Origin of the sequence: Halodesulfovibrio sp. (assembly GCF_025210605.1) — a bacterium.
GTDB lineage: Bacteria > Desulfobacterota > Desulfovibrionia > Desulfovibrionales > Desulfovibrionaceae > Halodesulfovibrio.
Window position 1 is genome coordinate 39,743 of sequence record NZ_JAOARI010000020.1, and the last position, 14,153, is coordinate 53,895.

General features: G+C 45.0%; 12 protein-coding genes. 7 read left to right on the top strand and 5 right to left on the bottom strand.

What is annotated here, in order from left to right:
- Position 1: 1 nt before the first annotated feature.
- The 4 genes from N4A56_RS08530 (at position 2) to N4A56_RS08545 (ending at position 4,632) form a co-directional block, all read left to right on the top strand.
- Positions 2-1,435, top strand: coding sequence for an ATP-binding protein (locus tag N4A56_RS08530; RefSeq protein WP_366519907.1), 1,434 nt, complete (start codon positions 2-4; stop codon positions 1,433-1,435).
- A gap of 6 nt (positions 1,436-1,441) precedes the next feature.
- Positions 1,442-2,821, top strand: coding sequence for a sigma-54 dependent transcriptional regulator (locus tag N4A56_RS08535; protein ID WP_295546531.1), 1,380 nt, complete (start codon positions 1,442-1,444; stop codon positions 2,819-2,821).
- Between the two features lie 172 nt (positions 2,822-2,993).
- Positions 2,994-3,464 (top strand): ATPase P, encoded by a 471-nt coding sequence (locus N4A56_RS08540; RefSeq protein WP_295546534.1) that lies wholly within the window; start codon positions 2,994-2,996, stop codon positions 3,462-3,464.
- A gap of 370 nt (positions 3,465-3,834) precedes the next feature.
- Positions 3,835-4,632, top strand: a complete 798-nt coding sequence (locus N4A56_RS08545) for a C-GCAxxG-C-C family protein (protein WP_293670236.1) — start codon at positions 3,835-3,837, stop codon at positions 4,630-4,632.
- Between the two features lie 164 nt (positions 4,633-4,796).
- Here the strand turns inward: N4A56_RS08545 and mutM are convergent, their stop codons facing one another.
- The 4 genes from mutM to N4A56_RS08565 all read right to left on the bottom strand — a co-directional run bounded on the left by mutM (position 4,797) and on the right by N4A56_RS08565 (position 9,257).
- Entirely contained in the window at positions 4,797-5,657 is an 861-nt protein-coding gene (gene mutM / locus N4A56_RS08550; protein WP_295546538.1) for a bifunctional DNA-formamidopyrimidine glycosylase/DNA-(apurinic or apyrimidinic site) lyase, read from the bottom strand.
- Positions 5,657-6,922 carry a ChaN family lipoprotein gene (locus tag N4A56_RS08555; RefSeq protein WP_295546540.1) on the bottom strand — a complete coding sequence of 422 codons (1,266 nt, stop codon included), beginning with the start codon at positions 6,920-6,922 and terminating at the stop codon, positions 5,657-5,659. The genes mutM and N4A56_RS08555 overlap by 1 nt, the downstream gene beginning before the upstream one ends.
- Positions 6,913-8,178: an AMP-binding protein gene (locus N4A56_RS08560; RefSeq protein WP_019999629.1), complete on the bottom strand. Its 1,266-nt coding sequence runs from the start codon at positions 8,176-8,178 to the stop codon at positions 6,913-6,915. Before N4A56_RS08560 ends, N4A56_RS08555 begins: the two co-directional genes overlap by 10 nt.
- A gap of 212 nt (positions 8,179-8,390) precedes the next feature.
- Positions 8,391-9,257 (bottom strand): tRNA (adenine-N1)-methyltransferase, encoded by an 867-nt coding sequence (locus N4A56_RS08565; protein WP_293670229.1) that lies wholly within the window; start codon positions 9,255-9,257, stop codon positions 8,391-8,393.
- Positions 9,258-9,457: 200 nt separating this feature from the next.
- Between N4A56_RS08565 and N4A56_RS08570 the strand changes: the two genes are divergently transcribed.
- Genes N4A56_RS08570 through N4A56_RS08580 form a run of 3 tightly spaced genes read left to right on the top strand, consistent with a single transcriptional unit; the run spans position 9,458 to position 12,573 of the window.
- Entirely contained in the window at positions 9,458-10,489 is a 1,032-nt protein-coding gene (locus tag N4A56_RS08570) for a radical SAM protein (RefSeq protein ID WP_293670227.1), read from the top strand.
- Positions 10,490-10,536: 47 nt separating this feature from the next.
- Positions 10,537-12,006 (top strand): Rne/Rng family ribonuclease, encoded by a 1,470-nt coding sequence (locus N4A56_RS08575; RefSeq protein WP_295546545.1) that lies wholly within the window; start codon positions 10,537-10,539, stop codon positions 12,004-12,006.
- Positions 12,007-12,009: 3 nt separating this feature from the next.
- A complete protein-coding gene (locus N4A56_RS08580; protein WP_295546547.1) occupies positions 12,010-12,573 on the top strand; it encodes an epoxyqueuosine reductase QueH in 564 nt (187 codons plus the stop codon).
- A gap of 185 nt (positions 12,574-12,758) precedes the next feature.
- Here N4A56_RS08580 and N4A56_RS08585 read toward each other — a convergent pair whose 3' ends face one another.
- Entirely contained in the window at positions 12,759-13,667 is a 909-nt protein-coding gene (locus N4A56_RS08585; protein ID WP_295546550.1) for a LysR family transcriptional regulator, read from the bottom strand.
- Positions 13,668-14,153 lie beyond the last annotated feature (486 nt).

A 14,153-nucleotide genomic window follows, 5' to 3' on the forward strand; every position in this document is an offset into this window, starting at 1 on the left:
CTTGATTCCAAGGTTTTTCAAGGACAAAAAGCCATTCGGCTTTGTTAGAGTCCTCTCATGGGCAATGCTCATAGTCATCATTATATCCAGCTTGCTCATGTCCACATTTATTGCGGATCAAGCCCGAAAAACCTTAATCGAAAAACAGAAGAACTTTGCACTCCTTCTGGCGGAAAATCTGAACCATCAGATTTTCCGCCGGTTTACTCTTCCAACCATCATCGGGTACGGGCGTATTGCGCTACGAAACCCGACTCAGTATGAGCGCCTAGAACAGGTTGTACAAAACACCATTCACGGGCTGCACGTTAAAAGTCTGCGCATCTACGACAACAAGCAGATTACCTCATTTTCTACGAATAAAGATGATCTTGGCAAAAGCAATATTGCCGGAATTTCTGCCCAGAAAGCAGTTGAACAAAACACATACAGCTTTGAAATTGAGTCAAAAGTTTCATCGCTGAAAGCTGTTTTTATGCTCAAGCTGCCTGAAGATTCCTTCACCCTGCGCACAACTTATCCACTGCGCCTTGAAGGAAAACTCGGTGAAGAGCCAAAAGAACTGCCGATCATGGGTGTACTTGAACTGACGCAGGACATTACGCAAGACTACAAAAGCGTAATCCAATTCCAGCGCCTGATTTTTGTCTCAATCTTTTTCTCGTCTATGCTGATGTTTATTATTCTTGTGAGCATCATTAAAAGGGCAGAACACGTACTCACAAAGCGTCTTGAAGAGAAAGAAAAACTTGAACGCGACCTGCACCAAAACGAAAAGCTTGCGGGCATGGGACGCATGGTTTCATCCATTGCACATGAAATCCGTAATCCGCTCGGTATCATTTCTTCCAGTGCTGAAATGATGATTAAACGAGACAGCACTGACGACTTCACCAAAAAAATGCTCACAGTTATTTTTGATGAATCCAAACGCCTTGCCCAGACGGTTACAGACTTCCTCGACTATGCAAAGCCTAAAATGGCACGGCACGACAAGGTTGACCTTGCGCTTATTATTAATCAGGCGCTGGGCTTCCTCGAAAACGAGCTGGATTCAAAAGGCATCACTGTCTCAAGGGATTATAATTTAAAATTCTTTATAGAGGGTGATAGCGACTTGCTCTATCGTGCTGTATACAATGTTCTTTCAAACAGTATTCAAGCGATGGACGGCAAAGGGGAAATTCGGATTTGCGGCGTACGCGGCAGAACAGCAATGCTGCAATTCCACGATTCCGGCAGCGGATTCGATCAAGCGCATTTGAACCAGATGCTCGATCCATTCTTCACCACACGCGACAACGGAACCGGACTTGGACTGCCTATTGTAAATAGCATTGTTAAAAGTCACCACGGAACACTGACGTTAGGCAAGTCAGACCTTGGCGGCGCACTCGTTACTATGGAATTTCCACTGAAAACATCTGGCAGGTAATCAGGCATGAAAAAGAAAAAACACCTACTCGTTCTGGATGATGAAAAAAACTATCTGCTTGTTCTCGAAGCACTGCTTACTGATGCAGGATACAAAGTTACAGCATTAAATGATCCCGAAACCGCGCTGACGTTTCTAGAAGAATCTGATGTTGATGTCGTTGTAACTGACATGAAGATGCCTAAAATTACCGGCGCAGAAGTTCTCGATCATGTCCGCAAAAATTACCCCGGACTTCCGGTTCTCATTATGACAGCCTTCGGTACTATTCAAAGTGCAGTTGAAGTTATGCGTACTGGCGCATTCGATTACATTGCCAAGCCATTTTCAAATGATGAGCTGCTACTCTCAGTACAGAATGCAGTCGAGCTTTCACAGGCACGGCAAAACTACCAGCTCCTCACAGAAAATTTTCAAACCCGATACGGACGAAACAACATCATCGGTAAAAGCAGCGCCATCCGCTCTGTTCTTTCCATTATCGACCGTGCTGCGCCAAGCAAGTCCACTGTCCTTATCACAGGGGAATCCGGTACAGGTAAAGAACTGGTAGCCCGCGCAATTCACTTTTCTTCACCACGCAAAAGCGCTCCGTTTGTAAGCGTTAACTGCATGGCGTTAAACCCAAGTCTTTTGGAAAGTGAACTTTTCGGACATGAAAAGGGTTCGTTTACCGGCGCGGTTGCTATGAAGCGAGGGCGTTTCGAACTCGCTGATTCAGGCACGCTATTCCTTGATGAAATCGGGGAGTTGTCCCACGATATGCAGGTAAAACTGCTTCGAGTATTACAAGAACGCCGTATTGAACGCGTAGGCGGGACAGAAGAAATTGAAGTAGATATCCGTATCGTTGCCGCAACAAACAAAGACCTTCTCGAAGAAGTTAAAAAAGGCAACTTCCGCGAGGACCTATACTACCGACTGAACGTTGTTCACATGCAAATTCCACCACTGCGTGAACGTCGTGAAGACATTCCACTTCTAGTGACGCATTTCATTGAAAAAATTTCAGAGCAGCAAGATGTTGATGAACGCACCTTTACACCGGAAGCGTTAGACTACCTTTCCGGCTACGAGTGGCCGGGCAACATCCGCCAGCTTGAAAACGTCATTGAGCGCTGTTTAGTGCTCGGCACAGGCTCCGATATCTCTGTTGACGATCTCCCGCCTGAAGTACGTGATGAAGAGAGCCAATTGAAGAGTGCTGTAGACCTTCTCCCCGTACAGCTCGATCTTAGTGATACGCTGGAAAAAATTGAAGCAGCTCTAATCCGCAGAGCACTTGCACGCGGTAACTTTGTACAGGTCAAGGCTGCGGAAGCGCTTGGAATTTCTAAAAGTCTGTTGCAGTACAAATTAAAAAAATACAATATCACTGGGCATTAAGCACTGTTAGCCTATACTACCATGTATGTAGTCTGTCTTCAAAGGTTTGTGGACACAGGGACACAACAATTTCAGTGAGTGTTTCAATTAGTTGATAAGCACGGTGCTACAGCAGCAGATAGGCATTTTTTCATTAACAAATCAGTACGTCTTTCAAACACGCGGAGCCCCCATGCTAAAAGTCGCAATCCCCGGCTTTGAACCAATGGAATTTGACCATCTTGTATTAGATTTTAACGGAACCATTGCTTTCGATGGCAATATTATTCGCGGTGTAGAACCCGCAATTAGCATGCTTGCACAGTTGGTTACTGTACATATTCTATCTGCCGACACCAATCAGAACGTAACCCAACAAGTTGCCCACCTTCCAGTAACAACCCGCGTTGTGAACAGTGCCTATCAATTACAGGAAAAACTGGAATACGTGGAAGCCCTCGGTGCAGAATCTGTCTGCGCTATCGGGAACGGCAATGTTGATACTGACATGCTGAAAAAAGCCGAACTCGGCATTGCTATTCTTGGGCAGGAAGGGTTAAGCCCAAAGGCTCTGCTAGTCGCAGATGTGCTTATGCCGGACATCGTTTCTGCACTAGAATCACTAGTTAACCCTGCACGGCTTAAAGCAACATTGCGTACATAATTTTATGTAGATGGTATAGCTAGATCCACTCCCGTACAGCTGAGCAGCAGTACGGGAGCTTTTTTCTTTGTTGAATAAAAATTCAGTACACTTCGTTTTTTAGTACAATAAAAACATCCATCATCTTATATAATTATCGATACATACTCATACTAGACAACTCTATAGCATGCACTCATGTGCAATCTATAGTTATCTCTGCACTGCAAACTGTTAACACAAGTTTGCAGTATTATTTTACGCTAATTACCAAGATTCATTATAATTCAAGACCTTGTGAATTATATCTCAATCGGCATGCATTTTGTATTATCAAAATCGCGCAAACTAAAAATACAGTTCTTAGTTATCTTGAGGAGGATACAAAGATATGTCTACAATTTCACGTCGTCAGATGATTGCAGGTGTTGGTGGAGTAATCGTGGGCGGAGCTGTTGCTTCCGCACTCCCAGCTATGGCAGCCCCTTCTAAATTTGTTCCTAACACCGAGTGGGTTCCGCACAAAGTTGATCCAGCTATCGGCGAACGCTTTGGCTACGACGGATACTACCACAAAGGCTACGGCTGCTGCTACGGTGCATTCTACGCTATCGTTGGTCAGATGGCAGAAAAACATGGCGCTCCATACAAAGATTTTCCTTTCCACATGATGGAAGTTGGTAAATCCGGTATTTCCAACTGGGCAACCATCTGTGGCGCACTTCTTGGTGCTGCTTCCGCATTCTCTCTCTTCTATGGTCGTAAAGAACGTAAAGCCATGGTTGACGAACTTTTCCGCTGGTACGAACAGACTGCATTCCCTATCTACAAGCCAACAACCGATATCCACGTTGATAAAGAAATCCCTACCAGCGTAAGTAACTCTGTTCTTTGTCACGTTTCTGTATCCCGTTGGTCTTACACTACAGGTATTCCTGCTAAGTCCAAAGTTCGTTCCGAACGCTGTGGTCGCCTGACTGCTGACGTTTCCCGCAAAGCTATCGAAATCCTCAATGCTAAAATTGATGGTAAATTCGAAGGTCTCTACGGCAAACAAGAATCTGTGAAGTACTGTGAAAGCTGTCACGGTAAAGGCAAAGAGTCCCCTATTGCTAAAGGCAAGCAGGACTGTACTCCTTGTCACTCCGGTTCTGAAGCTACAGAAAACAAATTTAAAGATCACCCATAATAGCTAGTTCATAGTAACTGGGAGCTCCTCCCATACGCCTCATACGCCAAGGCGGTTCTGTATATCAGAACCGCCTTACTTTTTTTGTAGCGTATGTAATACCACCGCATAGATGTGAGCCTTACGACATTCTGCCACAAAACAAACATATGTTACAGTGACACCTACTTCTGGCATGTTTTACAGTAGACTGTTGTACGTCCAGCCACTTTCTCGGTTGTAAGAGGCTCACCGCACACACGACAATCCTGCCCAGATCTTCCGTACACCAAAAAATTGTTCTGAAACGCCCCTGCATCGCCGTGAGCATCTCTATAGTCACGAATTGAAGAACCACACTCACGAATCGCCTGCTTGAGCACTTCCTTGAGTTTTATGTGCAGCACCGCCAAGCTTTTTTTAGAAATCTCATTCGATGGCGTATCCGGTCTGATTCCGGCGCGGAATAGTGACTCGTCTGCATAAATATTACCGATTCCAGCAATTACTTTTTGATCGAGTAATGCCGCTTTTATGCGGGTTCTACGAGAACGGAACAGTGCTACAAAATCATCTGTTTCAATAGTGAGCGGTTCCGGCCCAAGCTGTTGCCAGAACTGCCAATTCAAATAATCGCACGGCGCTAACGCACGGCAAAAACCGAACTTTCGCATGTCATCAAAAAACAACCGTGTTCCATTACTCAAATCAAAAATAATTCGAGTATGCCGCGCAGGTTCAGTCTCGGCAGGATACACAAACAGTCTGCCGGACATCTTTAAATGAAACGCAAGCTGCAATGGATACTCTGAACGCGGCACAGGCAATTCGTTTGCGTAACGTTCAGGAATAGACAAATCCATGAGCAGCAATTTTCCCCGCCTATGAACATGTGTAATCTTTCGCCCTGCTACGTATTTTTCCAGCATCTCCCGCCGACCTTCGACACTGGAGTCATTCAAAATAGTGACCTGTTCTATTGTCTGCTCTGCCAGCATCGGCCATAGACCGGAGGCAATGGTTTCCACTTCTGGTAATTCTGGCATTATGAAGAATGAGGGTGTTTCGGCACAGGCATAGAGATAGTTTTCTCCTTGCCGTCCCTGATTATTGTAAAGACCATGTCTTTTCCTTCCTTGGAGGCTTTTACACCAGCCCTGTGAAGGGTCATCATGGATTCAACATCCATCCCGCCAACTTTAACTATTTTATCGCCCACACAAAATCCTGCTTTGCATGCAGCAGAATCTTTTTTAATTGCAGTAATAGTGGCACCGTCAGTTTCCATGCGCAAGACAAAACCAAGCCTGCTCTGTTTAATGAGTGGACAGTAAAATTGTACATCACCTTTGGCTTCTTCAAAAGGTGCTGCATTCCGCCACGGAACAACCGTCAGCACCTTCGCATCAGGGTCTAGCTTAGAAAGACGGTACGCAATTCCCCAGCCATATTCCACATGCCCTGTGCCGGACAAAATAACCATAGGAAGATTTGTACGCTTTCTTACTGCAACAGCCTGTTCTGCCATGCCCGTATCCCACATGGATTGAATGAGGAAAAAACGCTGACGATAGTGCGCTAACGATTTTTTAGCTACTTCTGCCGCCTTAGGATTCTTTTTATCCTTTTTCATTAACTCCACATGTTCATCATGCACCTTCTGCAATTCCTTTTCCTGCTCCTTCATGGCTGGAATCGGATTTTTAGGAAGATACTGACGCTCTTCCGGCGTTAAGCTTTCCACACCTTCGTCGCCAATTTTTTGTGCAACTGTGAAAGGAAAATTTAGTGCGAACACAGGAATGCTATGAACGTAAAGCGCTTTAATAATCGGTTCATACAAAGCATATGAAAAGCCCCACGCGTCCTTCCAGTCTACTTTTTTTGGAAATTCAGCAAAGGGTACTGAGCCGTCATTAACTGCATCAAGCTTTGGCTGCCTGTCTTGTGAAAACATTTCCAGTCCCACAGTAAACCGTGTGCCTGATGCTGCTAATGCATCGATTAATTTTGCTTGGACGATATGGTCGCAGGTGACGTTATGTGTTTCACCGATAAGAATGTAGTCTGATGATTGTGCGAGGGCGAGTACTTCGGAAAGGGATGCTTTGGAACCGTTGGCGTTAAAGAATTCGCCTTCAGTATACTTGGAGGATAGTTTTGAATGAGCGGGGTCTGCTTTCACCGCTTGAGCAGTATCAGAGCCATCTGCTGGCGGTGCATGGGCAGCGTGGGAAAAAGGTGGTTGCACCAACGTGCAACCACCCAATATGACAACTACAGAAAAAAGAATTCTGAGGGTTAATCCCATATCCTTTTGTCCTCGATAGGACGAATCTGCGGAGGCAGTGAGCCAGGAGTCAGCACTTTAAGCTCCGGACGAAGTTTAATTTTCTCACGGAACTGGTGCAGCAGTTCATCCCCACGTTTGAAGTTGCTTGCTTCAACGTACAAGGTCATTTCGTCAATGCCACCCGGGTTGGTAACTTCGATCTGCCAGCGCTTGATTTCTTCAAAGCGTGCCATAACCTGTTCAACCTGGTGTGGGTAAACGAACATGCCTTTAATACGAGCGGTAGTATCTACGCGACCAACAATAGAGCCAAGACGCGGAGAGGTACGACCACATGGGCAAGGAGATCTGTCAATGTAACCGAGGTCGCCAGTTGCAAGACGGATGAGCGGGTAGGTTTTGTTAAACGCAGTAACAACAATCTCACCAACTTCACCGTCTTTAAGAGGAATACCAGTATCAGGGTGACAGATTTCAACATAGGTTCTGTTAGCAATGTGCAGACCGGTTTTGTGGTAACATTCGTACCCAATACAACCAACGTCTGCTGTGCCGTAGCCCTGACGCATGATAAGGTCGAACTTCTTCTCAAGGGAAGAACGCATTTTCTCAGAGATACGCTCACCAGTTACAAATGCAACTTCGAGGTAGAGATCTTTACGCAGGTTCAAACCTTTTTCTTCTGCTTTCTGAGCAAGGTGCATCAGGTAGCTTGGAGTTCCAACATACCCGCTTACGCGCAATTTTTGCATGATTTCCAACTGAGTTGCAGCATTACCCGGACCAGCAGGAACGGTTGCACAACCCAAGTTACGCAGAGGCTCTTCAAACATGAGACCTGCTGGAGCAAGGTGGTAGTTGAAAGTAATCTGCGCAACGTCACCCGGACGGAACCCTGCGGAGTAGAAACCTTCTGTGTAGCCCCAGTAATCATCAGTGCGATCTTCTGGGTCAAAAATTGGTCCTGGGGAAAGGAAGACACGCTTCAATTCACCAAGGTCTTTTGTAAGCAGTCCACCAAGACGCGGTCCCATGGACTGCAAAAAGATAAGTTCTTTTTTCTTGAGGATAGGAATGTGTTTCAGATCTGAAAGAGATTTAAACTTTTCTACCTGAAACTGTGCGCGGTCAAAACGTTTTTTAACGTCTTCAGAATAACGGTATGCGTATGTAAGAAGGTCTTTAAGCTGGATGAGGTAAAACTGACGACGTTCGCTTTCGTCAAGCACTTCACGTCGGCTATATATGCCTTCTGTACGGTCTTTACGGGTCATGTGGGTACTCCATACAAGAAATTTTTATGCGGAACTAAACCCTGAGCTTACAGCAAAATGAATAGAAAATCAAGTTTTTTCTATTTTTTACATATATTTCAAGAATATACCACACAAAACGGAGGATGCAAGTTTTTTCCTATTGCCGCATAATAAAAAATCCCGATTCACAAGGAATCGGGATTGTAGAATCATCTGAAACAAGCAAAATATTATTCTGCGGATTCTTCTTTTGCAGCAGCAAGACGTTCTTTACGAGCCGCTTCCTGCTTGCGCTCACGGGTTCCCACATACTTGTGTCCCTCAAGAGCTTCAAGACCTTCCTGATGACGTGCAAAAATAAGAAAACCGGTGTGTGCAACCATGCGATCATTTGGACGCAGGCGATCCGGTACTGGTTTCCAGTTACGAACGAGGAGTTCAGAAACTTCAACTTCGTCAAATGGACCTTTTTCTAATTCTGTAAGAAGGCTGGAAACCTGATCCACTGTAGGAACAAGGAAACCAACCATTGCGCCGGACTTAATCGCACCCGGAATAAATTTTACATATTCCCAAGGGTCACGAACATCGAGGAACAGAGCATCGGCATCATCAACAAGAAAGCCGTTTTCGATGTTGTGGTTGTAGAGGGTTACGTTTTGACCGACACCTGCCCAGTCGAGGTTACGACGAGCAAGCTTCATAAATTCTTCGCGGGCTTCGTGAGTATGAATTTCGCCCTTTTCACCTGCAAACCAACTCATTGCGAGAGTAAGGCTACCGGAGCCGGAACCGGCTTCAATAACTTTAGAACCGTTACCCACACCAAGCTTCATGCAGATGTAGCCAATATCTTTTGGATAGATAACCTGTGTCTGACGCTTGACGCCTTTCACAAGATCGTGCAACGAAGGGCGTTGCACGCGGTATGGCTTTTCTTTATGTGTTAATACCACGCTGCCATAACCGGCAGCCATGATGTCTTCCATTTTAAGAATGCCATCATTGCCATGTATATCGTTGCCAGGTTCTACACGGCGCATAACGCGTTTTCCGCGCGGGCCGACAAGCAGAACCAGTTCGCCTTGCTTAATCATATTTTTTTTCCTCCGTGGTTGGAGCAACGCCCTACTTATATATATGGTAGCTGTCAAGAGACAGTCTCTTATTGAGAATTCAAGATTTTTCCAGCAGTCATGCAGAGTAGCAACTCTTTTTTGCTTGAAATAATAGCTGTCTTTTTGTGCTGCCTGTACGTATAATAATGAACCTTACCAGAGTGCGGGACATAATCGCCATGAAGTTTACATATATTTTTGGTCCGGTTTTTTCCGGAAGACTTGGTCACTCTCTTGGTCTTGATCTTCTTGGAGAAAGAATCTGCTCAATGGATTGCCTTTACTGCGAAGTGGGCAAAACTGATGAGTTGACTCTTGACCGGAAGCCGTATGTCCCGGCTGACTACCTGCTGAACGAGTTACGCCAATGGCGCGACGCACACAGCGACAATTTACCCGATTATGTTACTCTGGGAGGCTCCGGAGAACCGTGTCTTAACAGTGAACTGGACACGATAATAAAAGGCTGCAAACAGATTCTTCCATCTGTCCCTGTAGCAGTTCTCACGAACAGTACACTCATATGTGATCCCGATGTGCAAAATGCACTGTTGGAAGCAGATGCTGTGCTTCCTTCACTGGACTCACTTGTAGATAAAGAATTTGCGAAATTGAATCGCCCCTGCGGGGGGGTTAGCGCCGCAGCAATTGCGGACTGTCTTATACAGTTCAGCAAAAAATACAGCGGCAAAATTTTTCTAGAAATATTACTGTCGCAGGGCATAAATGACTCACAAGAAAATTTAACCCTGCTCAAGGAGTATGTAACTCAGTTACAGCCTCATCGTGTTGACGTAACTACGTTATCAAGACCCGGTGCTTTTTCTTTAGCAAAAGCTGTTGATTCTAACGTACGAAAAGTATGGCAAGATGCACTTGCTGAGTGCATTACTAGATTTGATGCCAACGGCTCGACTAGCCACCAACATATTGCCAAAGAAAACACACAGGCAGCAGCTGAAGCACAGCCTGCCACAGATAACCCACCGGACTTGCATGACCAAGACCGGTTAGCTGCAAAGCAACGTGTTCTGGAATCGCTCACACGCAGACCCCAGACACCGTCACAGCTCGCGATAGCTCTCACCCTTCCTCTATCCATTGTCATAGGCGTTTTAGACATACTGGAGAATGAAGGGACAATTTATAAGTCAGAGCCGGATCGCACAGCTACACTCAACACAGATGAGCCGTTTTACTCCTGCCAGTAGTCCGAGTGCCCCGACAACATTCGGAAAGGTTTTTTAAAGGACTCACAATGGTCAGACCACGCAAAGGCAAGCGTAAGATGTTTATCAGCACCTTGCCGGGCGAACAGGTTGAAGTAGTACTTGCTGAAGAGGGCGTAGTACAAGAATACTATGTTGAGATGGTGCATCAGCAAAAAACAAAAGGTAATATCTACAAAGGTGTTATCAACAACATAGACACAAACCTTCAAGCCGCTTTCATTTCATACGGAGCAGAAAAAAACGGATTTCTTCAAATTGACGAAGTTCATTCCGAATATTTCCTTGCACCGCATGACCCAACTAAAGGTAAAAAATACCCGCCAATCCAAAAAGTCCTCAAAGCTGGACAAGAAATTCTGGTGCAGGTTGTTAAAGAACCTACCGGAACTAAAGGCGCTTTTCTTACCTCATATCTTTCCATTCCGGGACGTTTTCTCGTTCTCACTCCGGGACGCGAACAAATTGGTGTTTCCCGTAAGGTTGATGACGAAAAAGAACGCGCACGCCTAAAAGCTATTTTTGACGAACAAAAGCCGGGTGATGACCTTGGCGTAATTGTTCGTACCGTCAGCATGGCGCAGCCTAAAACTTCTTTGCTGCGCGACTTACGCTTCCTTAAACGTATGTGGAAAGACGTACGCAGAAAAGCCACCACAGAAGAATCTCCAGCGTTGCTCTACAGAGAACGTGACCTCGCAACCCGCGCAGTACGAGATTACCTGACAGATGAAGTCGGTGAAGTGTGGATTGATGATGAAGGCACAGCAGAAGCAGTAGAAGAGTTTGCAGGACTCGTTTTCCCGCGCCGTGGACTTCAGGTAAAAATCCATAATCAGCCGGAACTGTCCATGTGGGAACGATTCAACTTGCAAAAGCAGCTTGAGCAAATTTACTCCCGTGAAGTTGTCTTGCCATCCGGTGGACGTTTGGTCTTCGACCAGACAGAAGCACTTATGGCGATTGATATTAACTCCGGAAAAATCGCAGGCAAAACAAATTTCGAATCCATGGCGCTGAAAACCAACATGGAAGCAGCCCAGACTATTGCCCAGCAATTAAAACTGCGCGACATCGGCGGACAGGTTGTTATCGACTTCATCGAAATGCGTGACCGCAATCATTGGCGCGAGGTAGAAAAAACACTGCGTAACGCCATGAAACTGGATAGAGCACGGCATGATGTGGGCAAAATGAGCCGCTTCGGTCTGCTTCAGATTGTACGCCAGCGTTTAGGCTCCTCTGCATTATCCATCAGCACAGAAGTCTGTCCATGCTGTAACGGCTCCGGCTCACGCAGAAACATGGAATGGCAGTCTTTGCAATCTCTTAAAGATTTGCTTCGTCGTCTGCGTCACAACAAAGATGCTTCTGCAAAGTTCGAGCTTGAAGCAGAACGTGAGCTTGCCATGTATTTACTTAACCAAAAACGCGAACGTCTTCTCGAACTGGAAAAAACCTACAAGGTTGCCATCGAGATTAAGATCGCCAAGGCATAATCTATGGCGCGTGTACTTTTACATATGTGCTGCGGTCCTTGCTCCATAACAACTATTAAGGAGTTGCAAAGCGAAGGGCTGGAAGTAACCGGACTGTTCTATAATCCCAACATTCACCCGACGAAAGAATATCTTCGACGACGTGAGGGTGCTATTGAAGTAGCCCGTAAATACGATGTTAAAGTGATTTTACGCGATCAGGAATACGACCCGCAAAAATGGTTCCGCACCATGTGTTACCGCGAAGAAAACCGCTGTTTCCACTGCTATGCAATGCGTATGGAGCGTGCATTTTCTATCGGACGTAAAGGGAACTTTGATTACGTGACGACCACCCTGCTTTACTCCAGAATGCAAAAGCATGAAGACATTAAAAAGCTTGGTGAAGATATGGCACAAGGTGGCGCTGCCAAGTTCCTGTACCGCGATTTCCGCACCGGCTGGAAAGAGGGTATCGAAACCTCCAAAGACTGGAACATCTACCGCCAACAATATTGCGGCTGCCTCTATTCAGAAGGAGATCGTTACGCTAAAGAGTTTAAAGACACCTGCGGGTTAAAAAAATAAAAACAAGGGCAGTCCTGAATTTTCGGACTGCCCTTGCTCTATCTGCAACATATCTATCAACAAGATAACAATACTGTTATCTGTCCAGTAATAACACTGCCCTTTGTTACGTACGTATCGAAACAATTAGGCTATCTGCTTTAGAAAACAAACACGCGACCAGAGGCATGCATCTGCACTGCCTGTTATTCTTCATCAATTTGCGGAACCATTTTCATAAGATGTTCACGAACGTCAAACACAAACTGGTTTAGCAAATTCGAACGATATTTCTGCTTATTCATCACAGCATACAAACTGCGTTTAAACCGTACCCCTTCAAGCTGAACAGGGAATAATTCTCCCTTCGCAAGCTCCCTTTGGAAACAAAACGGAGACATGCAGCTTAATGTTCCCGGATTTTTCAATACAGATTTAATAGCCTCAATGTGTTCAAGTTCCATAAAGATATTAATATCTTTCTTCGCCGGTCCTAAATGCTTCCACATGGTTTTACGAGTACCGGAACCTTGCTCACGCAAAATCCAGTCTAAATCCAGCAGTTCAGATAAATGATACTCCTGCGACCCTGCAAGATACTTATCTGCTGTAACCACAACAAGCTCTTCTTTATAGACCTCTTCAAACTTGGTGGAGCGGGATTCGTAATCGCCTTCAATAAAACCTAGGTTTATTTCGCCGCTTTCAACGTGCTCAACAACATGCGTTGAGTTAAAGTTAATAACTTCAATCTGACTCTGCGGATATTTTGTTTTAAAAGAGTACAATACCTGCGGCAAAATATAGTCTGCAAACGTAGAACTTGCACCAACGCGAAGCACGCCAGCCATTCTGTCACGCTTAAATAATGTTTCCACATCGCGAATCTGTTCAAACGCAGGTTCCAGACATTCCATTAGAATTTTGCCATTCTCGTTAGGCACAAGCCTGTTGCTTATTCGATCAAAAACCCGCTCGCCAACTGTTTGTTCCAGTGATTTTATCGCCATTGAGACAGCTGAGTGTGTCAAAAAATGTTCCTGCGCAACGGTTCCAATATGAGGATTCCGCATAAGCGCGAGGAATAATTCTATTTGCCTTATGGTAATATTCATAAATTCCTCTTTCAAAAAAATTGAACGAATCTTTCAATATTATAAACTTGAAATTAAATCTACACAGAGTATCTTCTTTATCAGCGCTAGTTCACTATCTTATCAAGTACTGCCATATTTATAAGATATCTGAATAAATACGACCTTCTTCCTCCTTTTTTTTCTGAAAAATCTCCTGTCCCACGAGCAGGAGATTTTTCCTTTTTTACGCCGAACTGCTTCTTGGCTCTGTTGAATTTACTAGCATATTCAAACAGTTGCACATGAACAGTTCGAAAAAGAACGCTTTTCTGCTGTACATGTCAGAAAAGCGTTCTTTCTTGGGCAAGAGCTTTTTTTAAGCAATTGTCCCGTCCTTGAATAAGTTCACAAGAAAAGGACTTATTATGAGAAAGCAAACAAGAACAAAGACTAAGCGAACACAACGGGACTACACATTAGGCTTTAAACTGGCTGTTGTTGCTCAAGTGGAGAGTGGTGACATGA